Genomic DNA, 23,334 nt, shown 5'->3' with positions numbered 1-23,334 from the left:
CCGCGAGGTGGTGTCCAACGGAGTGACAGCAGCTCGCAGCGCCGGTTGACGACGGCGCTCGACGAAGGGACGTTCGACATGACCTCGCAGTACGGCGGCACCGTGGCCTCCGATGCCTCCAGTCTGAAGACGACGAAGGCGACGCCGGCGACGACCGCGGTGAGCCAGGGCGCCCCCGGGGTGAACGAGCCGGCCGACACGCGCGGGAAGACCTCCATCGCTGATGTCGTCGTCGTCAAGATCGCGGGCACGGCGGCGCGGGAGATCCCCGGTATCCATGACATGGGCGGCGGCCTGTCACGCACCATCGGCGCCGTGCGGGACCGCGTTCCGGGCGGCAGGCCCAACGTGGGCCGTGGTGTGAAGGTGGAGGTCGGCGAGCGACAGACCGCCATCGACCTGGACCTGGTCGTCGAATACGGCGTGTCCATCACCGACGTGGCCGGTGACGTGCGGGAGAACGTGATCGCCGCGGTCGAGAGGATCACCGGCCTCGAGGTGGTCGAGGTCAACATCACGGTCAACGATGTCCACCTGCCCGACGACGACAACGAGGTCACCCCCGTCGAAACACGCGTCGCGTGACGCTCCGCGCCCCCGGACAGGTTCATATGGCGTGCGGCACCGGCCTCTGAGCGGAGCCGGCCGGAAGGTGGATGAAGAATGAACAGAGCACTCATCGGAATGATCGCGGGAATGGCACTGGCCTTCGCCGGCTTCTTCGGTGGCTTCGGGGCCTTCCTGCTCGTCGCCGCCCTGGGCGCGCTCGGCTACGCGGCAGGCGCGTGGCTCGAGGGCGGCGGCCAAACGCACGGTCTTCGGGACATGTTCGAACGGGGCCGCCGATGACCGCTCCGGCCCGGCGGGGCACCACCGTCGTCACGGGCAAGGCGGTCCGCAAGATCGCCGAACGGGCGGCCGGTGAGGCCCTGTCCGGACGACCGGTCGGCTCCGCCGGCGGATCGGCGACCGTCCGGGGCCGCCGAGCGACCGTCGCGGTGCGTGTCGCCCTGCCGTATCCGGTGCCGCTGTCCGACACCACCCGTCGTGTCCAGGAACACGTGGTCGACCGCACCCGCGCCCTGACCGGGCTGGATGTCGGCTCGTCAGAGGTGAGTGTCACCCGCCTGGTCCTGCCGACCGCTCAGCGGTCCGCGATCGCCGAGGACGGCACCGCCGAGGGGGTTCCGGCGGCAGAAGCCCCTCGCTCGCCCCGGCGCTGGTGGTCGCAGCGGCGAGCCCCGATGGCCGTCCTGACGCTCGCCGCCGCCGCGGTCTGCGCCGCCATCACCGCCGATGTCATCCGCGTCCACGCCACCCACCATCGTGCGGCCGAGTGGCGGATGCGCCTGGTGGAGTGGCTGGCCGGACACGCACCGGGGGACGCGCCCGTCGTCCTCGTCGGCTTTGTCGTGGCCCTGTCCGGAGTGTGGATGACCGTACTCGCGCTCACGCCCGGACGACGTCAGCAGATGCCCCTGACCGTGACCACGCGCGGCTGGAGCGCCGCGGTCGACCGCTACGCCCTCGCCACCCTGGTACGCGACACCGTCGGGGACGTGCCCGGCATCGCGGCGGCGACCGTACGCGTGCGACGACGCCGCGTGAAGGTGCGGGCCCACCTCGCCTTCGGCGACCGTGAGGCCGCCCGTGAGCAGGTGGTGGTGACCGCTCGGCAGGCGCTGGCCGGCTGCGGGCTGAGCCGTACCCCCCGCTTGAAGGTCACCGTCACTCTCGAACCCACGTGGCAGCCCTCCGGCCTCGACAGGGCGGATATCCCGCCGCGGACCCCGGCCACCGGAGAGCCCGGTCTCGTCGCCGCGGAAGGTGTCCGATGAGGCGGCAGCCCCGCACGACCGTCAACCGCTGCGTGCTGACGATCGCCGGTCTGGCCCTGGCGCTCGTCGGATGCTGGCTGGCCACCGCCCGTACCCCGGCCGCCACGGATCTACCTGCGGGCTGGCCCGTCCCGCCCGCCGACGGCGTGCTGCTGGGCCGGGGCTACCTGGCCACCCTGCGCGCCCGTGGCTGGTGGACGCCCAGCGTCATCGCAGCCGGCGTACTGATCACACTCCTGCTGTCGCGCTGGCTCCTCAGCCAGCTCCACGTGCGCGGCGCCTCCCGGCTGCCCCTGACCGCGCCGGGAGGCACCCTGCACACGCACGCGTTGGAGCAGGTGCTCACCGAGCGCGCCACGTCCATCGACGGCGTCGGCGCCTGCCGGGTCCACATCCATGCCCGCCGCCTGCACCTCCAGCTGTACATCCACGCGTGGCTGAACCCGGGCGCCACCCCCGAGGCCGTGGTCCGTGCCCTGACCGCCGTCACCACGGAAGCGGAGCGCACCGTCTCCCCCTACACACTCCAAACCCGCGTCCGACTCAGCAACCGCACGCACCGAATGCCTCATGTCCACTGAACCGTTGCCCGCGCCACCTGAACCGTTGCCCGCACCACCGCGCAGGACCTGCCGCATGTTCGCCAGGCCCGGCCGCGTCTGGTGGCCCGCCCTGCGCCGCACGCCGGTCTCGATGTGGAACGACGACATCACCGACTACGCGGCCGCACTGACCTACTACGCGATCCTCGCCCTGCTGCCCACACTGCTGGTCGCCGTCCTCGCCTTCGGGCTCATCAGCCCCGGCACCGCGAAGGAGTTCATCACCCAGGTCACCGCCTACGCCCCGGGGCAGTCCGGCGCCGCGCTCCACGGCGTGCTCGAGAGCATGCTCACGCGGCACTCGGCCGTCTGGACCCTGCTCGCCACCGGAGCCGCGAGCGCGCTGTGGTCGTCGTGCAGCTACCTCGCCGTCTTCCGCCGTGCCCTGCACCGCATGCACCGCACCCCCGACCGCCGCTCGCCCTGGCGCCGAGCCCACCGGATCGTGCTCACCGCGCTGGTCCTGCTCTCCCTGCTCGTCGTCAGCGGCCTTGTCCTGCTGCTGTCCGGTCCGGTCGCCGCGGCGCTCGGCCGCCTGCTGCACCTGGACTCCACCGCCGCCCTCATCTGGAGCATCGCCCGCTGGCCGGTGCTCCTGTGCCTCGTCGCCGTACTGGTCGTGGTCGTCTTCCACACCGGTCCCAGCCAGGGGCGCAGGCGCCGCCAGAGCCTGCCCGGCGGTGTCCTGGCCGCCACCCTGTGGCTGATCGTCTCCGCCGGCTTCACCCTGTACACCGCGCTCCTCGGTACCTACAGCCGTCTCTACGGATCCCTCGCCGGCACGGTGGTCTTCCTGATCTGGCTGTGGTTGTCCAACCTCGCCCTGCTGACCGGCGCACAATTCACCGCCGAGCTGGGAAGGGCCCGCGCCGACGGCCGGTGAATCCGGCTCGCCGCGGGCTGCCCACACGCCGGCAGATCATGAACGGGGCCGGCTGACGAGCCATCAGTCCGCAAGGGGTGTACCCGAGCGCGTGTCCCGGGCGGGCGCCCCCCGGACCGGGAGCCATGACGATGCCCCCGGTGACGACACGGATACGCCGGCCGCATGGGGATCCGCGGAAGGTACATCTTCTCGCCGAGGACGCGTTCCTGCTCTCCAGCGGTGGGAACGGACGTCACCACCCATCCGACCGCCATGCCTACCGACCCGCCGAAGTTCTCGGTCGGAGCACTAGTACGAGGTTTTGCGTGGCAGCGTACTTCGCACCAGGAGTGGAACCGACAGAAGGAGCAGGGCTCCTTCGACGGCCAGGCTGGCCAGCCCCAGCGGTTCCGTCCAGTAGGCGACACCGATGTAGTGGGGATCCCTCGTCATCGTGAGGCCGCCTTGATCCTTGACATGGATGACGGCCACCGCGAGGCACAGCAGGGCGCCCGCGGACCTGGCCACCCACGTGGCCCCCGGCCCTCTCACAGCGCGGTGTGACATGCGACGGCACCTCGTACTTCCGTCGGCGGTGCGGGTGTGGGGGCGCCGCGTCCAAAGCCGTACGGCCGGGCCTGAGGATCGGCAACGCTCCGCACTTGTGGCATGTCCAGCCTCGGCGTACCGCTGCTCGCTGTCGCCGCCGACGACGCGGACGAGTGACGCAGCAGGGGCGCGTCACGGGCACCGGCCAAGCCCGCCCCAGGAACCCGACCTGGACGTCTGCCACCAACAGGCGCGAACGCAAGCGGTTGTCCTCGAAGATTTTCGCGCCGTGGCCGCAAGACCGCCGCAGATCCCCGAGGTGCTGCCGCTGCTCCACCGGCGCGGGCTGTCGTGCGGGGACTTCGTGCCCGCTCAGGAGCAGTTCCTCGGCGGCGCCGCCTGGCTCTCTTCGGGCCGTCCGCCCACCGGCCCGGAGGCCGATTTGCCTTGGAGCGCGCTCCAGCCGCCACACTGATCGCGATACCGAGTGTCCGGGCACAGAACGGCGGCTGTAGATGACGAAGACGAACCAGGCGAGGCACCCCCTGCCGTACGACACCTACCGGGAGGCGATCGAGCGCGAGACCCGCCGGTTCGCCGATGCGGTGCGCGAGGCCGACCCGGCCCGTGCCGTGCCGTCCTGCCCCGACTGGACGCTCGCCGATCTCACCCGGCACGTCGGAGCGCTACAGCGCTGGTTCTGCACCCTGCTGTCGCAGCGGGTACAGGAGGCTCCCCGCAGCCGAGGCGTCGAGCTGGGGCTGCCCGAGGACGCACGGGACTACGCCGACTGGCTGGCGGCGGGCGTGCCCGAGGTGGCGGCGGTGCTGCGCGACACCGATCCCGCCGCGGCGATGTGGACCTGGGGCGCCGATCCGCACGCGCGCTTCTGGGCCCGGCGGATGCTGTTCGAGACGCTGGTGCACCGGGTGGACGCGGAGCGCTCCGTCGGCCGCGACTCCGGTGTCGATCCCGTACTGGCGGCGGACGGCGTCGACGAGTTCCTGGTCAACCTGCCGTACGCGGGGCTCTTCGCCCCCGGCGTTGCCGAGTTGCGCGGCGACGGTGAGATCCTCGCGTTCGGGTGCACGGACGCCGGTGGCGCGGTCGGCGAGGAATGGCGGGTGCGGCTCGAACCGGACGGTTTCCGCCTGGTGTCCGACGGCGGGAGCAGCCCCCGGGCGGACTCCGCAGCGGTCCGGGGACCGGCCGCGGACCTTCTGCTGCTGCTGTACGGCCGCCGGTCCCGTCGCGAGCCGGTCTTCGACGTGTCGGGCGACACGGCGCTCCTGGACCACTGGTTCGCGCACTCGGCGTTCTGACGCGGACGTCCGGGCCGTGCAGGCGGACGCCCGTCTCGCAAGCAGTTCAGGGCCGCCGTTTGCGCCGGACAGAGGCGCATGGGTTCAGCAGTCGACCAGGCGCGCCGGAGTCGACCCTGGGGTGAGATCACCGGCCGCCCTCGGTCATGACGAGCACGAGGCGGCGGGCGAGGGCGGCTCCTGTGACGGCAAACGCTCCAGACTCGTCCTGCCCGAGTGAGGCCAGTGGAGAGGGCCGCGCTCCGCACGGGGGACGGCTCCCGTATCTCCTTGCCCTGGAAGGACGGAGCCCCACGGAAGCAAAGGCCGGACTGCGGGTAGGTGGCCCCGCCCTGGCCGGACCACCAGCGGCGGATCGATTCCACTGCGAACGCGGCGGTGTCGTGGTCAGTGCCCACGTTTTCCCAGCCGGTGTCCGCCGCCAGATCGTAGATCCCGTACGGGACGGCCTTGCCCGTCGAGGACCGGCGAAGTCGTGGACGTTCACCGGCGCCGGATCAGCCGCGGGCCGCCACTGGAGGCCGTTGTTCCTGCACTCGCCAGCGAGTTCCTTCTTCTTGGTCCGACAGCACCCACGTCCCGGCTGCCTCACGGAGACCACGGGCGGCGCGCATGAACGTCACCGGACGGGGTAGCGGGCTGCTGCCGTGTAAGGACCATCTGAGGAGAACTTGTGAGCGAACCAACAGATCTGGGTGTAGAGGTGACCGTGATCAGCTCCGACGCCGCGATCATCACTGTCCGCGGAGAGCTCGACGCCGACACCGGTCTCGCGCTTCAGCACCAGTTGGCCGGTCAGGTGGTGCACGGACGACGTCACCTGGTGCTGGACCTGGCGGACGTGCCGTTCATGGACTCCTCGGGACTGCGTGTCATCATACGGACCGTCAACGACATGCGGAATGTCGACGGATCCGTGTCCCTGGCCGCGCCCACCCCAGTAGTACGCCGTGTGCTCGACCTGACCGGGATGGGCATGAGCTGCCAGATATTCGACACCGCGGACGCGGCCTGTGAAGCCCTCCTCGGCCGGATGAGCGCGGTCTCGGATCGCCCGGTGCGTGCCACGGCGGATCGCTGAAGGGTGTTGCACACGGCCGCGATCAGGCAGCCCGAAGCGAGTGGGTGGGCTTGGCGGTCACGCGGCGAGGGCGAGGTTGTGCATGTGGGCCACGGCCTGGACCGCGTGGTGAAGACCGCCGGCCTGCGCCGTCACCCTCGTCATGCCGCCAAGCCCACGGCACAGAAGGAGAAGTTCGTTCCGGCGAGGTTCCTCGTCACCTCGCCGAACGAGACGACGCACTTCGCCCTGAAGTGGCCGTTCGGAGGTCAGATCCTCAAGCAGGGCGACGCTACCCGTCCCGGTACCTACGTCAACCCGGTCGGGCTGTAACCAGCAGCTCCGCTCCTGTAGTTGACGTCACGTCGCCTGCCGCGCCCGCATGCTGCGGCGAGCGTCACCTGGCCGGAGGGCTCATCCAGGACGGATCTCAGAACGCGTACCGGATCCGCAGCCAGGGCGCGTGCGCCGCGATCAGCTCGCGCAGGTCGTGCACGGCCTGTGCCTTGACATGGGTGCGGTAGCGGACGTTCAGCGCACCGTTCTCGGAGCGCTTGGCCTGCTGGAGGTGCGGCTGCCAGAGGAGGTCCTCGCCCCTGGGATGCCAGGCGAGATTGACCTGGTGCAGGCCCTGGTTGTGGGTGAGCATGATCACCTCGGCCGCCGCCTGGCGTTTGACCCGCGCCGGCAGCACCTCGTCCAGTTGGCGCAGCAGGTCGGCCCACGCGACGCGCCATCCGGGGCGCAGTACGACGGGCGAGAGGTTGAAGTGCACCTCGTAGCCCGCGTCCAGGAAGTCCCCGGCAGCGGCGATCCGCTCGTCGACCGGAGAGGTACGCAGGTCCAGGAGCCGCGAGTCGTCTGTCGGCATGAGGGAGAACCGGATGCGCGTGCGACCGCGCGGGTCGTAGCCCAGGAGGTCCGGGTTGACGAACTTGGTGGCGAAGGATGCCTTGGCCGTGGGCCACTGGCGGAACGCTTGCACCAGCTCCGCCGTGTTGTCACAGATCAGGGCGTCCACCGCGCAGTCGCCGTTCTCCCCGATGTCGTACACCCACGCCGTGTCGTCGCACTGGTTGGGTTCGTGTTTCCTGCCCTGTCGTGCGATGTGGCGGCCCAGGTGGGCGATGATCTGGTCCGTGTTGGTGAAGACGGTGATGGGGTTGGCGTACCCCTTGCGGCGCGGAACGTAGCAGTAGGAGCAGGCCAGCGCGCAACCGTTGGACGGGCTCGGGGCGATCCAGTCGGCGGACCGTCCGTTGGGGCGGGTGGTCAGGCTTTTCTTCACGCCGAGGATCAGTGTCTCGCCCTTGACACGGATCCAGCGCCGTACATTGCCCTCGTTGCCGTGGAGTCCGGGGATGCCCCAGTGCGAGTCGACCTCTATCACACGGGCCTGCGGAAACCGGTCGAGAATCTGCCGGCCGCGCGGTGACGCGGCCGCGGCAGGCTCGGCGTAGATCTGCCGTACGGGCAGCAGACGGCGGGCCGCGTCGCTGGTCCGGAAGGCGCCGTCCGCCGCCCGCGGCGCGGACGGGCTGCCCGGCGCGACGAGGGACTCAAGACCGAACAGCGCGTCGCCGCGGTCGTCCGGCGCGGCAGACGGTGGGGTCATGGCGGGCTCCGGAGGTGACGGACTTGCGCGACGGACTGTGCGCGCCGGCTCGGCCGCGGCGAAGCGGCGACCAGCCGATGCCCAAGCCTACGCTCGTCACCGAGGTGCGGCGGAAGCCGAAGGCGCCGCGGCTCGCGCGGCCCGGTCGAGCACGCCCTTGTGCTGCCCGGCACCGCGTGACTGGTCGGAAGCGAGCCACTTCTCCAACTCGGCAGGTGCCATGTTCACCAGCTCGCTGCAGGCATGACCGATCTCCTCGCACGCGTCGCCGTCCACACCGGCTCACTTCTTCTTCTTCAGCGCGGACGGCTTGTGCACGGCTGTCCTGCCGGACTTGTCGCTGCGCACCTCGTACTGCGGATCGTCCGGCGACGCGTCCACCGTGCGGCCCGCGGCAGGTGTCCGATCGGTGATCTTCTTCTCCACATGCCCCTCCGCCTGGCTGCCGTGACTGCGCCAGGTGACGTGATCACCCTTCTCCAGTTCCTCGTCCGGATCGCGCTTCCTCGTCACGCCGACTCTCCTTCGCACATCTGTTGTGGTCCGCTGCCACCTTTCCAGCGTGGCGGCTCCCGGCCGATTCCGCGACGCGACCGCCCCGACGCCGACGCCTCGAGGGGCAGCACCAGACCCCCGAGCCCGGCAAGATCCAAACGAGAGGCTCCCGGGGACTGTTGGACGGGCCGCAGCCGGCCACCGCGTGACGGCGGGGGCCTCGGCGTCGTCGGACGGTGCGCCCCCCGAGCGTGCCCCCATGGCCGGACCTGAGGCCACCGACCTGGCCACCGCCACTGCGTCCGAGATGATCTGATCGGCCGGTCTCCCAGTCGAGCGTCGTAGGAAATGACGACGCGGAGAACTACGACGGTGTGAGCGAGGCCGGGACAGCGCGCAGGCCGCTGGGGAACTGGGCTGACACGCGCCGAGGTTGGCTCATGGGTGACGGGCTGGCGATCGTTCTCCCGGCGCCGCTCGCGGGCGGTCCAGGTGTCACCGGCGAGCCAGCCGGCCTCTCCTCCGATGTCGTGGGTTCGACCGCCAAAGGCGGTCTCGGCCTCATCGGCTCGGGCCGTGTACACGGAGCGCGGTCGTGAGCACGAAGGGGGCCGCGCGGCAGCGGGCAGACCATAGCGGGGCTATTAGGGGCTGTGGTGAAAGTTCCGGTCGAAGTCACTTGCTGAGGGACCGGCATCCGCTTGCCTGGAGTGCGCTCCAGGGCCATAGCGTTGAGACGAGCCGAACCGAACACCCAACGCGTCGGCGCATTCTCCCGCACGACCAACCGGAAAGACGGCAAGTGGTGGACAACCAATTCTCAACGCATGCAGAACTTTTCGATCTGCGTGGAAAGCGCGCACTCGTCACCGGTGGCACCCGAGGCATCGGAATGATGATCGCGCGTGGCCTTCTCCAGGCGGGCGCCCGCGTGGTCATCAGCTCGCGCAACGCCGAAGCGTGCGCTCAGGCACAGGAACACCTGTCCACGTTCGGGGAGGTACGGGCCTTCCCCGCCGACCTGTCCCGCCACGACGAGTGCCGGCGCCTGTCCGACCTTGTCACCGCCGACTCGGAGCGTCTCGACATCCTCGTCAACAACGCGGGCGCCATGTGGGACGGGCCTCTGGCGACGTTCCCGGACGCGGCCTGGGACACGGTCGTCGACCTCAACCTGAAGTCGCCGTTCTGGCTGGTCCAGGCGCTGCTGCCCGCACTTCGCACGGCCGGCACCGCCGACGATCCCGCGCGGGTCATCAACATCGGCAGTATCGCCGCCATCCACATCCCCCAGCGGCCCAACTACTCGTACTCCAGCAGCAAGGCCGCGCTGCATCAACTCACCAGAGTGCTCGCCAGGGAACTGGGACCACAGCACGTCACCGTGAACGCCGTGGCACCGGGACCGTTCCCGTCGGCGATGATGGCTGCGACCCTCGATGAGCTCGGCGAGGAGATCGCGGCGTCGGCCCCACTACGCCGGATCGGCCGCGCCGACGACATGGCGGGTGTCGCCGTGTTCCTCGCAAGCCGGGCCGGCGCCTACCTCACAGGCGCCGTCATCCCCGTCGACGGCGGTATCGCCACAACCGCCTAGCTTGTTCTTCGACCTCGGAACCTTCTTGTCAGTGCCTGCTTCTGTCCTCCGCTGAAGCTCACGGATGGACTGGGAACAGGCTGTGCAGATCGCGGGGGTAGACCTGTACTCCTGCCGCTGCACGCGACACGCACGTCATCGTTCGGGTGCAGGACCGGGTGATCCTGGTCAAGGTTCGAGTGTTCAAGGATCATGATGACGCAGATGATCACGGAGGCGACGGAGAGTCTCTGACTACCGTGTTCGACGGGCATGCTCTGCTGAGTGACGGTCGGCTTGCAGTGGGGATGCCGGCGGCGAAAGCCGATTCACCACTTGCCTGAGGGACGCGCGGTTCGATTGCGGGCGCCTGGTCCTGGCGGTGGATGTGTCGCTGTGGCTTCGCTCGGACGCGCCGTGCTCAGCTGATCGGCTGTTCTGCCACGTCTACGGCCGTGCGAAGACGGCATCGCAGTTCGTACCGGGCCGACAGTAGGTGCCGGTGAACCTGTATCCGACGCCGGATTCCCATCGCCCCCACCAGCCCTGGGAATGGCGGCGTGATGATCTCGACGCCGGCCGAGGTCGCTGGAGCCCCGGTACTGTCGCCGGGACACCAGCGGATGCCTTTCAGGGGCCGGTCTATCGGGACGTGCCGGTGAACTGAGGGTCCTTCTTCTGGTTGTAGATCTCCTTGCCGGCCGCGTTGTAGGCGTGGACGTACGGGGTCGACATCGCGGCGATGAGCTTGGCGGTGGACGACCCGGTGGAGAAGGACGCCGAGTAGAAGAACGCGCCGCCTGCCATGACCACCGGGTACTGCTTCGGGTCCTCGCCGTAGCTGACGGTCATCTTGGCTACGCCGGATGTGTAATGCCCGGCGCCGAGCGAGAGGTAACGGCCCTTCCCGGCGGGCTGGCCGATGGAGTCGAAGTACTCCACGAGGTGACCGGTGCCCCACAGGCGGTCGTTGATGAACGTCGGCGGGACGTCCGGGCTGCTGCCCCGCTCGCCCTTGGTCTGGCATTGCACGTACTGCCCGGCCGAATCGACGGCGATGACCGTACCGTCCCAGTCCTTGGCGGCGGCAGGGGTACGGACGGCGATCACCGGGTGGAATCTCGCGGCGTCCGAACCCAGGCAGGAGGACAGGATCCTGCCGACGGCCTCCGCCTTGATCGGGGTCGTGGTCACGCTGGTGACGGTGACCGCGTGCGGCGCGGAGGCCGAGGGCGCCGAGGACGGCGTCGTACCCGCCCCGGCGCTCGAAGAGCCCCGGCCCGGACCCGATGACGCGGCGGCGCTCGTCGGACTTCCACCACTGCCGGCCTGGACCGGCTCGGCGGCCCTCTCCCCGCCGACGACGGTCACAGCCACGACGCTCAGCGCCGCGACACCGGCGGCGATACCCAGCGGCAGCCCCCACCTGCGCACCAGCGAAGTCTGCTCGTCCTCTTGATCGATCTTCATCAGTAGGTCCTCTCGGATCCGCCGGTGGTTCGGCAGCGCGCGATCGGGGGGAGGCGCGGGAACACCTTGCGTGTCGTTCATCGCGCGACCTCCTCCACGGTGACGGGATTCTTCGAACTGGACGACGTCGCACCCGGCCTGTCGGCGAGATCGGCCCCCAGCCTGCGTCGTGCTCGGTGCAGTCGGGACTTCACGGTTCCCACCGCCACTCCCAGCGCCGTCGCGGCCGCCTGCTGATCCAGACCCGACCACATGCACAGCTCGACCACCTCGCGTTCGTGGCGCGGGAGCCGGGCCAGCGCCCGGTGGAGCCGCGACATCCGGCGCGCGTCGTCGACCTCGCCGGCGACACGGTCCGCGTGGTCACCCACCGACTCGTCATGGGAGACGAGCCGCCGCAGCAACGCCTCGGCCCGTCGCAGCCGCCGCCTGGTGTTCGCCAGCAGGTGCTCCGCGATGCCCAGCAGCCACGGCAGGGCCGAATCGCGGTCCAGCGCGACCTCCGACCGCCGTCGCCAGGCATGAAGGAAAACCGCCGAGGTGAGATCCTCGGCCTCCGACCAGTCGGCCGTCCGCCGGAACAGGTGGTTGTAGACCGTCTTCGCATGACGGTCGAAGATCCGGCCGAACGCATCCCGATCGCCGTTGACCGCTCGCGCCCACAACTCCCGGTCGGATACGGCTCCGACAGCTGCGGTGGCACCGACGTCGTTCACTTCCATGCCCTGTATGTGTCCGGCACCCGACCGAAGGTTCCCGCGGAACCCGCTCCTTTTTTCACCGGTCCCGTCGGTCACGTCAGGCCCTGCGTCTCCAGGAGACGGTCCGGGGTCGAGGTCCACGTGGACCTGCTCGCCCTGCACCGGCCGTTCCGGCCACCGATCTGTCCTCGTGCGTGGTGATCATCTGGCCGGGCCGGAGACGCCGCCGACCCGCCGTGCCCGCCACCTCGTGGTCCGCGAGCGGGAACCCGGCGCACTAAACCACCGTCACATCATGTGAAGATCATCTTATGGCCAGTCAAGTTTCGGGCCACCTAACAGCCTTGGGGCGCTGCGGTGGTGACGTCCAAGGTCCGGAATCGACGAAGGAAAGTCAGGTACTCACACGTGCATGAGCACAGACCGCGCCGGCGGCTGTCACGGATTCTCGCGGCAGGAGTGCTGGCCGCCGCGGGAGTTGCGACCGCCTCTCCGGCCGCCCAGGCGGTAGGACATCGGGCGGCGGCCGACAGCCGCCAGCACGCCTTTGAGCAGGCCGCGACGGAATACCATGTCCCGCTGCCCGTCCTCCTCGCCGTGGCATATCACGAGTCCGCCTGGGATGCCCATGCCGGTGAGCGCAGTACCGACGGCGGCTACGGACCCATGCATCTGACCGACGTGACGACCGGGATGCTGGCCGGCGGCGACGCGGGTGCGGTCGGCCGTGCCGACCTCGCCGAACTGGCCTCCGCTCCGTCCCTGCACACCCTCCAGGCCGCCGCCCGGCTGACAGGGCTGCCCGGGAAGCGACTGCGCGCGGACGACGCCGCCAACATCCGTGGGGGTGCCGCCCTCCTCGCCTCCTACGCGAAGAGCACGGTCGGCGGTACGCCGAAGGACTCGGGCAAGTGGTACGCCGCCGTTGCCCGTTACAGCGGTTCCTCCGGGCAACGGGCCGCGAGAGCCTTCGCCGACCGGGTGTTCGCCACCATCGAGAACGGCGCGGCGGAAACCACCCGGGACGGACAGCACATCGACCTGCCCGCCTCCCCGAGCGTCAAGCCGGCCGTCAAGCAACTGTCCGTGCTGCACCTGAAGGCGACGGCCGCGACGGGCGACACCGAGTGCCCCGCCACCATCGACTGCGCCTTCCTTCCGGCCGCGGCGGCCAATGGGCAGGTGTCCGGCCGCCCCGCCAACGGGATCAGGATCGACTCCATCGTCATTCATGACACGGAGTCGTCCTACGACGCCGCCCTGAACGCCTTCCAGAAACCGGGCGGCGGGTCGGCGCACTACGTCATACGCTCCTCCGACGGCGCCGTGACCCAGATGGTGCCCACCAAGGACATCTCCTTCCACGCGGGCAACTACTCGACCAACCTGCACTCGATAGGAATCGAGCACGAGGGGTACGCCGCCGCGGGCGGCACCTGGTACACGCAGACCGAGTACGAGACCAGCGCGGAACTCGTCCGGTACCTGGCCGAGCGCTTCGGCATTCCGCTGGACCGGCAGCACATACTCGGGCACGACAACGTGCCTGGGCCCAGCACGGCCCTCGTCTCCGGTATGCACTGGGACCCGGGCCCGTCCTGGGACTGGGAGCGCTTCATGCGGCTGCTGCACGCCCCGGTGGGCGGACGGCACGGCGTGGGCCGCGTGGGCTCCGTGGTCACCATCACCCCTGGGTACGACCGCAACCAGCAGACCGTACGCGTCTGCCCGTCCGACGACCCCACCGGTGCCACACCCGAGTGCACCGAGCGGACCCAGTCCTCCAATTTCGTCTATCTGCGCACCGCGCCCAGCGTCACGGCGCCGCTCTTCGGCGACCAGGCCATCCATCCGGACGGCGTCGGCACCGACAGCGTCAACGACTGGGGCGGCACCGCGGCGGCCGGGCAGCAGTTCGTCGTCGCCGACCGGCAGGGTGACTGGACGGCCATCTGGTACAGCGGCGTGCAGGTCTGGTTCCTCAACCCGCACGGCTGCAACACCACCCCCGCCCATGACGTGACGGTGGTGAGCGCCACCGGTACCTCGCCAGTGGCGGTGTACGGATCGAGCTACCCGGACGCGAACGAATACCCCGCCGGGCTCTCCCCCTCCACCCAGGCCCCGCTGGCCTCCTACAGCATCCCCGTCGGCCAGGGCTACGTCGCCACCGCCGCACCCGCCCCCACCGACGACTACTTCCCCTCCAGCGGCCGGGTCGTCACCGGGGGAAGAGCATGTACACCATCCAGTACAACCACCGCACAGCGCTGGTCTACGCCGCCGACGTCACCGCACGGTAGGTACCGGACAGCAACCCGCCGCGACGGTCGGGGGGCGGAGGAGCTGGGCCCTCAACCGACCATGGTCCGGTCACCATGTAGGGATGAGGCGAGCGAGAGCGATCCGGGCATCCGCCGCTCCAGTGGTGTCGGCCGTGCGCGGGAAGCGAAAGACCAGGTCGCCGATCACAGTGGCGGAGGCCGCCGGAACCCTCCCCGGCGGCCTCCGCAGCGCGCGCGGAGGCCGTCCTGGATATGGGCCAAGAACAGTTGCTCGTCACCAGTTTGAGTACCTGGGGAGTCGATCCCGACGGCCCTCCGACTGGCAGTTTCAAGTCGGCGGAGGCTCATTGCACTCCCCCACCGAACCTCTTCCGGACTTCGTGCATCTTCACGTGTGCAGGCGCGCATTGACCTCCCGCGCCGATTCGTAGTCGAAGGGGATTCGAGTCTTCATGAAGCACAAGCTCACCGCCGTGGTCCTGGCAGCCCTCGCCGTCGCCGGCACCGCCGCCGCCACCGTCCCCGCATCGGCCGCCGCCGCGCCGGCCCGCTGCCACACCGCCGACCTCAAGGCCGGCTTCGCCACCGGCGGCGACGCCAAGCCCGACATGGGGCAGACCGACAAGCAGACCCAGGCGTACATCTGGTTCACCAACAAGAGCAACCACACCTGCACCCTGACCGGCTTCGCCGGCGTCGACATGACCGGCGCCCAGAAGACCGACGGCACCTGGTCCCTGGTGCGCTCCGCCAAGAAGCCCCCGAAGATGACCCTCCAGCACGGTGCCACCGCCGACTTCAGCATCACCCTGCTGCCCGTCGCCAAGTCCACGCCGCAGAAGGAGAAGTTCGTCCCGGCGAACTTCCTCGTCACCCCGCCGAACGAGACGACCCACTTCACCCTGAAGTGGCCGTTCGGCGGCCAGATCCTCAAGCAGGACGGCGCCACCCACCCCGGCACCTACCTCAACCCCGTCGGCCTGTAACCAGCAGCGGGCGGCCCTGGACGCGGCTGCGGCCTGAGGGCATGCGTGCGTCGGCCCGGTGTGACGGGATCCGGCTCCGGACTCGCTGTGAGGCGGCCGGAGTCGGCGTCGTACGACACGGCGGCTACGTGCCCCGCAAGCGCGGGGGCTGGTTACTGGGCGGCGGGTCGGCTCAGCCCTGGTTGCCCAGAGGCCAGCCCGCGTCGCTGACGACGGTCCAGTCCCCGGACTGGACCGTGGGGATGTAGGCGTCGCCCTCGGCCGTGACGGTGGTGCTCTGGCAGTTGTTGCCCGAGTAGGCGATCACGTTGACCGTTCCGGCCCACCAGTATCCGTAGTCCTTGTTCTCGTGGACCGGGGTGGCGAAGCACTGGCTCGTGTACGAGCCGTTCTGGTTGTAGCCGTTGATACGGATGGTGTTCGCCACCCCCAGAGAGTCGATGAAGTCGATCTGCTGACCGCCGCTGCCGGCGAGCGCCGGGGCCGCGGATATGGCCAGGGCCGCGAACGTGAGCGCGGAAGCGCTGATCCCCGACCCGATACGGTGTTTCACGGACAAGACATCCTCCAGTAGTGGTGATCTTTATACCGGCCCCGCCGGTCAGCCAGGTGAAGTTCAGCAGGCGAAAGGCCGCGTTCGCCGCTCTGCCGCGCTGGCACTGGCACTCAGGTCGGGGAAGGCAGGGAGCAGCCGGACCCGTTGTCGTGATCGTGGTCGGTGGTCGGGGTGGCGGGTGTGCCGAACCAGCGGGTGAGGGCGGCGTGCAGGCCCTGCGTGTCGTCGTCGCGGCCGGCCCAGCACACGTAGCCGTCGGGGCGGACCAGCAGCGCTTCGCCTTCAGCGGCGACGGGCGCGCCGTCCGGGCGGTCGACGCGGTCCGCCCAGGATTTCGCCGTCGAGGTGGCTGCTGACGCGGCGTCCGTCAGCAGGGCTCCGCGGCCGGCCGGAAGCGGGAGGCCGGGCACTCTCGCCCCCAGAAGCGGGTGGTCCGGCGCGCCCGGCATGGGGTAGCGGATGTCCGTGCCGGCGATCATCGCGGCGACACGGCGGTTGGCCTGCGGTTCGGTGAGCAGGTCGGTGAGCAGGTCGCGCACCACCATGGCGTCCGGGTCGGGGAGCGTCAGCACCACCTGGGCGCGGGTGTTGGCCAGGACTCGGGCTCCGACCGGGTGTCGCTCGTCGTGGTAGGTGGCCAAAAGCCCGTCGGGGGCCCAGCCTCGCAGTGTGGCGGCCAGTTTCCAGCCCAGGTTGAAGGCGTCCTGCATGCCGAGGTTCAGACCCTGCCCCCCGGCGGGGGCGTGGATGTGGGCGGCGTCGCCGGCCAGCAGGACCCGACCCTCGGCGTAGCGCTCGGCCTGCCGGGAGGCGTCGGTGAAGCGGGAGGCCCAACGGACGCGGCGCAGCTCACGGCGCGGGCCGGGGCAGCGGGCCAGGGCCCCGCGGACCTCGTCGTCGGTGACCGGGGCGTCGCGGTCGGCGTTCTGCTGCTCGGGGCCGCCGAAGGTCAGCCGGTGCACGCCGTCACCGAGCGGGAGCAGGAAGGCGACGCCCGCAGGGTCCGGGGCGAGGTCGGGCAGCTGCCAGGGTTCGTCCGGACCGCACGATCCGTCGCCGGTCGGGGCGAGTTCGACGTCGGCGACGGCCATGCCGATGCGGCCGTCCCGTCCGGGGAAGGGCATGCCCAGCAGGCGGCGCACCGTGCTGCGCCCGCCGTCGGCGCCCACCAGGTAGCAGGCCCGGACCGTGTGCTCGGTGCCGTCGGGTGCGCGGAGGGTGGCGGTCACCGCTTCGGCGTCCTGCCGAAACGACGTCAGCTCGCGGCCCCGCAGCACCGGAACGCCGTACTGGGCGAGCCGGCCCTCCAGGAACTCCTCGACGCGGGCCTGGGGAATGCCGACCTGATGCGGGAAGGCGGTGTCCAGGGCGGCGTAGTCGAGTGGCAGTCCGGCGAAGTGCCCGCCCGGCAGGAGGGTCAGCGACCGGTCCAGGAGCGGTGCGAGCCAGCCTCGGCAGTCCAGTATCTCGGCGGTGCGTGGTTGCAGGTTGAGGGCTTTGGACTGGCCGCTGCGCCGCGGCAGTCGCTCCGCGACGGCCGCGCGTACTCCGGCCAGGCGCAGTTCGCAGGCGAGCAGCAGGCCGGTCGGCCCGGCTCCCGCGATCAGCACCTCGATGTCGGTGACGGTGTCGGCGTCGGTGATGGTGTCGGTGTCGGTACCGGTGTCCATGGTTGGCCTCAGACCTTCAGGCCGTTGCGGGTGACGTACCAGTTGTGGAAGCCGATCAGGGTCCCGAGCATCGCCAGCCAGAGCAGGGTGCTGGTCAGCGGGAAGGCGTCCACCGAGATCGTGTACACGAGTACGACGCGCAGCACGGCGTCGAGCAGGAAGACCGCGCCCCACACGAAGGTGAGCACGCGAAGGTGGTGGCGGAACGCCGGCTCGGTGTCCCATCGCGCCTCCCACTCGGCCAGGCCGACCTCGCCGACCTTGGCGATGACGATGCCGCGCGAGGAGGTCATGATGAACGGCCGCCGCGTGAACAAGGTGCCCAGCACCCAGCAGCCGATCGCGGCGGTGATCCAGCTGTCCCGCAGGTTCAGCACCCGCGGGCTGCCGGTGACCATGGACAGCAGGGTGGCGATGACCACCAGACTCAGCGAGAACAGGGCCATCGCGTTCACGCGGCGCTGCCGCACGATGCCGTAGACGATCCACGGCACCAGCATCAGACCGCTTGCGACCAGCGCGAGCCACTGGCCGGTGCCGGCGGCGCGCAGTCCGTAGTACGAGCCGATCGGCAGAACCAGTTCGAAGAGCAACTGGGCGCCGATCTGCCGGCGCAGCGCGGTGGTACGGCGCCGGGCCTCCGCGGCCGCGGCGGCCCGGCCCTGTGCGGTGGCGGCCTCGGTGGCCGGGTTCGGGCCGGTCTGCGATGCCTGGCTGGTGTCCATGGTGTGTCCCCCGTGAACGTCGTGTCGATGGTCATGCTGTCGTCCCCCGGTGCGTATCGCGCTGGTGGTCAGGGCGTTTTTCTGGTGGCGCGGTCGAACAGATCGGCGAGTTCGCGGCCGATTGCGCGCGCGTCGAGGCCGGGCTCTTGGCCGGCGCGGCGCACCACGTCGTCGATCGCGGCGCGGATCGCCCGCATCATCACCCACGGGTCGAAATCGCCGAACTCGCCCGCCGCCTGTCCCTTGCGGATCTGCTCGACCTGGAAGGCGAGGATCTTCTCCATCCCTTCCGTGAACGCGACCATGCCGGGGTCGCCGCCGCGCAGGTTGCCCAGGACCTCGCCGATCGCCGCGAGGTGGTTCGGGTATTCGGCGAGCAGGTCGAGGTTGCCCTCGATGGAGGTGCGCAGCCGGGCCGCGTAGCTCTCGTGGGCCTCGATCCGGGGCCGCAGGTAGCCGTCCGCGACCCGCATCGCCTCGGCGACGACCTCGCGCATGAGGTCGTCCCGTCCGTCGAAGTGGTAGGAGATCATCCCCGTGCTGCTCAGCCCCGCACGCTGCGCGATCTTCGCGAACGAGGCCCGCTGGTAGCCGACTTCGGCGATCACGTCGATGGCCGCGGCGACGATCTGGGCACGGCGGCCCGTCTCCGTGAAGGATCTCGCCCGCCCCGTAGCTCCTTGCTTGTCCGCGCTGTTTCTTGCTTGCATGAGCAATACCGTAGCGGCGTTTGCTCGCCCGAGCAAGAGGGGATCGACCGGTGTCCCGCCTGTCGGATTTCGGGCAACTGGACAGCGCAGGCCGGGGCTTGCGTCGGAAGGTGGCGCTGTCGCGCGCTCGTGTGTCCGCGTCAGACCTCGCTCTGCCCCCAGGCGGTGACGGTCACCTGGTCGCCGACGCGGATCCGGCCCGGGTGCAGCACCGCGTACTTCACTCCGAACGCGACTCCGCCCGCCGCGGCCCGTCGGTAGCCGGCCAGTGTGCGCAGCGGCTCGGGGCCGTCGCGTCGGCCGCCGCACTGGTCGACCAGGACGACGGCGCAGCGGATCGCCGGTTTGGCGTAGCCGAGTTCGGCGCCGGCGATCGTGATGCGGTGGGCGCGGTCCTCGGTGTGGGGTTCGTCCCAGCCGCCGATGACCAGGTTGGCCCGGAAGCGGTCCGCCGGCACGGCGGGGCCGCCGTGGTCGGCGAGCTTCTTGCCGAGCAGGTCCAGGGTGGCGCGGGACAGGAGATGCAGCGCGCAGCTGTCGGCGTAGCCGGAGGTGCCGGGCACGCGGCCGTCCGTGAGCCGGGCGTGCTCGGGTGGCACCCGGAACAGGCGGCTCGGGGCACGCAGGCACTCGGACAGCCACCGGGCGGCGTCGTCTCCCTGGTCGATGCCGTGGAAGGGCTGCCCGAACAGTTCCACCGGGCGGCGGGGGCCTGTGGTGTCCACGGCCAGGTCGAGTGGTGGCAGGCCGTCGGCTCGCAGGGTCATCAGCTCGCCACTGGGGTCGATGGTGGGTCGCACAAGGGCCAGACGGGGGTCACGGCGCTGGGTGCGGAAGACGCCCTCGGGGCTGGTGACCATGAAGCTGCGGTCGTGTGCGAGCCCGGCCGCGGTCAGCACGGCCTGGTCGGGGTGGGTAGCGGCGGCTCCCTTGACGGGGAAGTACGAGAGCGAGGCCACGTGTGGCATGCGGACCATCCAAGGCGGTAGTCGCGCCGGTTCCGGCGCTTTCGAAGGGTCGGGCCGTCCCACCTCCACGGCGGGCCGGCCGGACTCGTGGAGGAGGAGCGGCGGGCAGTCCGCCTCCGGCGGGCGAAAGCTGACGTCGCGTCATCGGGTGCGCCGGCCACCAGATCTCCCGGAGGCGGGCAGGGCAGGTTCAAGCCGCCGTCCGTAGGTGACAGTAGAGTTGCGGCCCGTGAGCAGTCGGGGGCGTATCAGCATCAGTTACGAGGCGCGAGCGAGCATCGTGATCCCGCTCGCGGCCGGGACCGGTCTGCCGTCGCACAGCCATCCGCAGCACCAGTTGGCCTGGGCACCGACCGGCCTGCTGACGCTGGAGGTGGGCGGGTTCCGCTGGGTCGTGCAGCGATCGCGTGCGCTGTGGATTCCAGGCCAAGTGGAGCACGCGGTCCTTCCGGGTTCGTCGAGCTCGATGCTCTCGGTGTACTTCGAACCGGGTGACTGCCCGCACGGCTGGGATTCCCCGACCGTGCTCGACGCCTCCGGGCTGGTGGGACCGCTGCTGTCCCACCTCGCGGATCTCGGCGACGCTCCGGATGCCACGAACCGCCGCGCCCGGGCCACCGCTGTGCTGTGGGACCTGATGAGGCCGGTGCCGGTCACCACCCTCGCGGTCGTCCTCCCCACCGACCCGCTGGCGCTGCGGATCGCGCTGGCACTGCGTCAGGACCCAGCCGACTCGCGAGACCTGGAGGACTGGGGCCGCGAGGTCGGTGCCTCGCCACGCACCCTCTCGCGCCGGTTCCGCGCCGAGACCGGGGTGAGCTTCGCGAGTTGGCGGACCTTGCAGCGGCTCGACGCGGCGCTGCCCCTGCTGGGCACCGGGCAACCGGTCGCACGGGTCGCCCGCGCGGTCGGGTACAGGACCGCGAGTGCCTTCATCGCGGCGTTCCGCCGGGAGATCGGCACCACTCCCGCCGCGTACTTCGCCGCGAGCAGTGCCGAGTCCGGCGTCACGCCCCGGTGAGCCGCCGCCCGGCCGCTCGCCGCCCGGGCATCCGTCGTACCGCTCGGCCCCGGTCGACGGCGAAGGCGATGACCGCGAGAAGTACGGTGACCACCGCGACGACCGTGGCCAGGGTCGCCACGGAGTTCAGCGCGTCGATCGACGCGTGGTCGGCGACGCGGGTGAGGGCGGGCACGCTGTCGCGGAACTGCGGCGGCACCATCGCGACCGCCTGACGGCCGGAGGCCGCCCCGAGTTGATGAACGAACTCTTGCTTCAGGTCCTGGGGCAGTGAACCGGCCTCGGGGAGCGTCGCGAGCCCGGAGGCGGCCTTCTCCCGGGCGACGTGGCTGAACACCGAGCCGAGCCCGGCGATGCCGACGGCCATGCCGACCTGCCGGAGCGTGCCGAAGGTCGCGCTGGCCATGCCGGCGTTCTCCTGAGAGGCGAAGGTCAGTGACGCGGCCTGGTTGGCCGCGGTGATCGCGCCGAGGCCGACGCCGCCGACGATCTCACCGGGGAGAAAGTAGGTCCAGCTGTCATGGCCGGTGAACCCGCCGAGCAGGAACATGCCCGCGGCGACCAGTGCCATGGTGGCCGTGAGCGAGACCGAGATCGGCAGCCTCTTGGCGAGCATCGCGGTCAGCGGCGCGGCGATCATCGCGCCGATGCTGATCGGAATCACGCGTAGACCCATCTGGAGGGGGGTGTAGCCGAGCGTGCCGATCAGGAACAGGGACAGGTAGGTGGTCGCCGCCATCAGCGTGGCCATGTGCCCGACCGACACGATCGCGGTACCGGCGAAGCCGGGCTTGCGCGCCATGGCGATGTCGAGCAAGGGGTGCTTCGCGCCTCGTACCTGCCAGGCCAGAAAGCCGGACAGCAGCGCGGCCGCGGTGACCAGCAGTGCGATCACGGACGACGACGTCCAGCCGAGCGCGCTGCTGCGGGTCACCGCGAACACCCCGGCCACCAGGCCGCCGGTGAGCAGCAGCGAGCCGAGGCCGTCCGCTCGACGGCCGCGAGTTCGCGGTGGCTCGGGCATCCACAACGCGGCCAGGACCAGGACCGCGGCGCCGATCGGCAGATTGACGGTGAAGATCGCGCGCCAGCCGAACTCGGTGACGAGCACGCCGCCGATGACCGGGCCGAGCACGGTTGCCCCCGCCATCACCGCGCCGTAGACGCCGATCGCCTTCGCCCGCGGGGCCGGCTCGGGGAACGCGACCGACAGCAGCGGCAACGCGGTGGCGAAGAGCATGGCGGCGCCGACACCTTGGACCGCCCGCAGGACGTCGAGTTCCACGATGGTGCCGACCAGGGTCAGCGCCAGGGACGCGACGGTGAAGACCGCCATCCCGGTCAGGAACATCCGCTTGCGCCCGAACCGGTCCCCGAGCGTGGCGAAGGTGAGCATGAAGCCGGCGAGCGGGATCGAGTAGGCGTCGACGACCCACTGCAACGCGTCGATGGAGGCGTTGAAGTGTGCGCGAATACCGGCGAGCGCGGCGGTGACGACGGTCGCGTCGAGCATCAGCATGAAGATCGCGACGCAGACGAGGAACAGCACGGTCCGGGGCCGGCCGGATGGCGCGCCGGCGGGTGGCGTCCCACGCGTGGTCGTCTCGGTCAGGGACATGAATCCCCCTTCGGGGAATGGGAATCGAGGTGGATACGGCGAGAGCGCGAAGAGCGGGCCGGCGCCGCATCAGCCACGCTAGGGACCGGCGGGGCTGACGGGAACGGCTTACCTGGACAGCTGATGTCGCGCAGCGGACAACCTTGGTTGGTCCCGCTTCACTCGGCGTGCCGAGCGTCGAACTGGTTGAGGTGTCAAGGGAGTTGGGCCCGCGCGTCTCGTCCGGGCGGCACCGCGCAGGCCGAGGCTTGTGCGGAGTGGGTGCGAAGGACCGCCGAGTGGGTCGGAGGAACGCCGAGTGGGTCGGAGGAACGCCGGGGCAGCCGTCGCCGAGCTACGGAAGGACGCGTCGGTCCGAGCACTCCGCCTCGGGGAAGACGGGGTCCTTGCGGCGCGGGATCGCCCAGGGGTGGTACGCCTCGTACGCGTCGCCGTCCCGGACCACGGCACCGGTGAAGGCGAGCGCGCCGTTCGGGCCGTCGTACAGCACCGTCACGGGCTCCCCCGGCAGCCGAGTGATCATCGACCGCGGCCGGCGGGCGCCCTGGACCTCGGCGCCCGGGCCCAGCTGGTCCCCTCCGGCGCCGCCGACGTGGCCGTGACTCCCGTGGCCCCCGGTGTCCGAGGACCCCACCGGCATAAACGGCAGCGATCCCCGCGACGGCTGCGTGCCGGGTCTCGGTCTCCGGCCAGAGACGCACA

General features: G+C 70.6%; 23 protein-coding genes and 4 pseudogenes. 14 read left to right on the top strand and 13 right to left on the bottom strand.

All coding sequences use genetic code 11. The features are described 5' to 3' along the window. The first annotated feature begins 78 nt into the window (after window positions 1-78). The 7 genes from GHR20_RS35730 to GHR20_RS35700 all read left to right on the top strand — a co-directional run bounded on the left by GHR20_RS35730 (window position 79) and on the right by GHR20_RS35700 (window position 5,176). Entirely contained in the window at window positions 79-585 is a 507-nt protein-coding gene (locus GHR20_RS35730; protein WP_148024876.1) for an Asp23/Gls24 family envelope stress response protein, read from the top strand. A 78-nt stretch (window positions 586-663) separates the two neighbouring features. Further along, the gene (locus GHR20_RS35725) at window positions 664-849 is read left to right on the top strand and encodes a hypothetical protein (protein ID WP_146609841.1); all 186 of its coding nucleotides are present in this window, start codon (window positions 664-666) and stop codon (window positions 847-849) included. Beyond that, entirely contained in the window at window positions 846-1,838 is a 993-nt protein-coding gene (locus GHR20_RS35720; protein ID WP_153815632.1) for a DUF6286 domain-containing protein, read from the top strand. The genes GHR20_RS35725 and GHR20_RS35720 overlap by 4 nt, the downstream gene beginning before the upstream one ends. Then, entirely contained in the window at window positions 1,835-2,419 is a 585-nt protein-coding gene (locus tag GHR20_RS35715; RefSeq protein ID WP_153815631.1) for a hypothetical protein, read from the top strand. Before GHR20_RS35720 ends, GHR20_RS35715 begins: the two co-directional genes overlap by 4 nt. A 55-nt stretch (window positions 2,420-2,474) precedes the next feature. Continuing rightward, the gene (locus GHR20_RS35710; protein ID WP_153815630.1) at window positions 2,475-3,323 is read left to right on the top strand and encodes a YihY/virulence factor BrkB family protein; all 849 of its coding nucleotides are present in this window, start codon (window positions 2,475-2,477) and stop codon (window positions 3,321-3,323) included. A gap of 820 nt (window positions 3,324-4,143) precedes the next feature. After that, entirely contained in the window at window positions 4,144-4,329 is a 186-nt protein-coding gene (locus tag GHR20_RS38430) for a hypothetical protein (protein WP_194859080.1), read from the top strand. 40 nt (window positions 4,330-4,369) lie between these two features. Next, complete coding sequence (locus GHR20_RS35700) at window positions 4,370-5,176, top strand: maleylpyruvate isomerase family mycothiol-dependent enzyme (protein WP_153815629.1); 807 nt, start codon at window positions 4,370-4,372, stop codon at window positions 5,174-5,176. Between the two features lie 329 nt (window positions 5,177-5,505). Here the strand turns inward: GHR20_RS35700 and GHR20_RS35695 are convergent. Further along, a pseudogene (locus tag GHR20_RS35695) lies at window positions 5,506-5,738 on the bottom strand (ISAzo13 family transposase); the annotation flags it as partial. A gap of 141 nt (window positions 5,739-5,879) precedes the next feature. Between GHR20_RS35695 and GHR20_RS35690 the strand changes: the two are divergent. Then, window positions 5,880-6,257 carry an STAS domain-containing protein gene (locus GHR20_RS35690; protein WP_243878235.1) on the top strand — a complete coding sequence of 126 codons (378 nt, stop codon included), beginning with the start codon at window positions 5,880-5,882 and terminating at the stop codon, window positions 6,255-6,257. A gap of 147 nt (window positions 6,258-6,404) precedes the next feature. Then, a pseudogene (locus tag GHR20_RS35685) lies at window positions 6,405-6,569 on the top strand (DUF4232 domain-containing protein); the annotation flags it as partial. A 97-nt stretch (window positions 6,570-6,666) separates the two neighbouring features. Here the strand turns inward: GHR20_RS35685 and GHR20_RS35680 are convergent. The 3 genes from GHR20_RS35680 to GHR20_RS35670 form a co-directional block, all read right to left on the bottom strand. Beyond that, window positions 6,667-7,851, bottom strand: coding sequence for a spore photoproduct lyase family protein (locus tag GHR20_RS35680; protein ID WP_153815628.1), 1,185 nt, complete (start codon window positions 7,849-7,851; stop codon window positions 6,667-6,669). 96 nt (window positions 7,852-7,947) lie between these two features. Continuing rightward, complete coding sequence (locus GHR20_RS35675) at window positions 7,948-8,127, bottom strand: DUF3140 domain-containing protein (protein ID WP_243878234.1); 180 nt, start codon at window positions 8,125-8,127, stop codon at window positions 7,948-7,950. A 6-nt stretch (window positions 8,128-8,133) separates the two neighbouring features. Then, on the bottom strand, window positions 8,134-8,364 hold the full coding sequence (locus GHR20_RS35670) for a DUF2945 domain-containing protein (RefSeq protein ID WP_153815627.1): 231 nt from the start codon (window positions 8,362-8,364) through the stop codon (window positions 8,134-8,136). Window positions 8,365-9,148: 784 nt separating this feature from the next. Here GHR20_RS35670 and GHR20_RS35665 point away from each other — a divergent pair. Together GHR20_RS35665 and GHR20_RS35660 are read left to right on the top strand one after the other, a co-directional pair. Continuing rightward, window positions 9,149-9,943, top strand: a complete 795-nt coding sequence (locus GHR20_RS35665; protein ID WP_153815626.1) for an SDR family oxidoreductase — start codon at window positions 9,149-9,151, stop codon at window positions 9,941-9,943. 331 nt (window positions 9,944-10,274) lie between these two features. Further along, window positions 10,275-10,409, top strand: a pseudogene (locus tag GHR20_RS35660) (transposase); the annotation flags it as partial. Between the two features lie 155 nt (window positions 10,410-10,564). On the opposite strand, the gene GHR20_RS35655 reads toward GHR20_RS35660, so the two are convergent. Together GHR20_RS35655 and GHR20_RS35650 are read right to left on the bottom strand one after the other, a co-directional pair. Next, on the bottom strand, window positions 10,565-11,392 hold the full coding sequence (locus tag GHR20_RS35655; RefSeq protein WP_153815625.1) for a hypothetical protein: 828 nt from the start codon (window positions 11,390-11,392) through the stop codon (window positions 10,565-10,567). A gap of 77 nt (window positions 11,393-11,469) precedes the next feature. Beyond that, entirely contained in the window at window positions 11,470-12,114 is a 645-nt protein-coding gene (locus GHR20_RS35650; protein ID WP_153815624.1) for an RNA polymerase sigma factor, read from the bottom strand. A 387-nt stretch (window positions 12,115-12,501) separates the two neighbouring features. On the opposite strand from GHR20_RS35650, the pseudogene GHR20_RS35645 reads away from it, so the two are divergent. Together GHR20_RS35645 and GHR20_RS35640 are read left to right on the top strand one after the other, a co-directional pair. Then, window positions 12,502-14,396, top strand: a pseudogene (locus GHR20_RS35645) (N-acetylmuramoyl-L-alanine amidase). A 434-nt stretch (window positions 14,397-14,830) separates the two neighbouring features. Beyond that, window positions 14,831-15,364 carry a DUF4232 domain-containing protein gene (locus tag GHR20_RS35640; protein WP_111587079.1) on the top strand — a complete coding sequence of 178 codons (534 nt, stop codon included), beginning with the start codon at window positions 14,831-14,833 and terminating at the stop codon, window positions 15,362-15,364. A 172-nt stretch (window positions 15,365-15,536) separates the two neighbouring features. On the opposite strand, the gene GHR20_RS35635 is transcribed toward GHR20_RS35640, so the two are convergent. The 5 genes from GHR20_RS35635 to GHR20_RS35615 form a co-directional block, all read right to left on the bottom strand. Further along, a complete protein-coding gene (locus tag GHR20_RS35635; RefSeq protein WP_148024863.1) occupies window positions 15,537-15,917 on the bottom strand; it encodes a hypothetical protein in 381 nt (126 codons plus the stop codon). Window positions 15,918-16,030: 113 nt separating this feature from the next. Beyond that, window positions 16,031-17,590, bottom strand: coding sequence for an FAD-dependent monooxygenase (locus GHR20_RS35630; protein WP_153815623.1), 1,560 nt, complete (start codon window positions 17,588-17,590; stop codon window positions 16,031-16,033). A gap of 8 nt (window positions 17,591-17,598) precedes the next feature. Next, a complete protein-coding gene (locus tag GHR20_RS35625) occupies window positions 17,599-18,315 on the bottom strand; it encodes a VC0807 family protein (RefSeq protein WP_153815622.1) in 717 nt (238 codons plus the stop codon). Window positions 18,316-18,383: 68 nt separating this feature from the next. Continuing rightward, window positions 18,384-19,025 (bottom strand): TetR/AcrR family transcriptional regulator, encoded by a 642-nt coding sequence (locus GHR20_RS35620; protein WP_153815621.1) that lies wholly within the window; start codon window positions 19,023-19,025, stop codon window positions 18,384-18,386. A 140-nt stretch (window positions 19,026-19,165) separates the two neighbouring features. Next, window positions 19,166-19,993, bottom strand: a complete 828-nt coding sequence (locus GHR20_RS35615; protein WP_153815620.1) for an MOSC N-terminal beta barrel domain-containing protein — start codon at window positions 19,991-19,993, stop codon at window positions 19,166-19,168. A gap of 229 nt (window positions 19,994-20,222) precedes the next feature. On the opposite strand from GHR20_RS35615, the gene GHR20_RS35610 reads away from it, so the two are divergent. After that, window positions 20,223-21,014 (top strand): helix-turn-helix transcriptional regulator, encoded by a 792-nt coding sequence (locus GHR20_RS35610; RefSeq protein ID WP_153815619.1) that lies wholly within the window; start codon window positions 20,223-20,225, stop codon window positions 21,012-21,014. Here the strand turns inward: GHR20_RS35610 and GHR20_RS35605 are convergent. Together GHR20_RS35605 and GHR20_RS35600 are read right to left on the bottom strand one after the other, a co-directional pair. Then, the gene (locus GHR20_RS35605) at window positions 21,001-22,632 is read right to left on the bottom strand and encodes an MFS transporter (protein ID WP_153815618.1); all 1,632 of its coding nucleotides are present in this window, start codon (window positions 22,630-22,632) and stop codon (window positions 21,001-21,003) included. The genes GHR20_RS35610 and GHR20_RS35605 overlap by 14 nt on opposite strands. A 334-nt stretch (window positions 22,633-22,966) precedes the next feature. Next, window positions 22,967-23,272: a hypothetical protein gene (locus GHR20_RS35600; RefSeq protein WP_153815617.1), complete on the bottom strand. Its 306-nt coding sequence runs from the start codon at window positions 23,270-23,272 to the stop codon at window positions 22,967-22,969. Between the last annotated feature and the right edge of the window lie 62 nt (window positions 23,273-23,334).

The sequence above is a fragment of the Streptomyces sp. SUK 48 genome (genome assembly GCF_009650765.1).
GTDB lineage: Bacteria > Actinomycetota > Actinomycetes > Streptomycetales > Streptomycetaceae > Streptomyces.
This window is presented reverse-complemented; position numbering and strand designations above follow the sequence as displayed.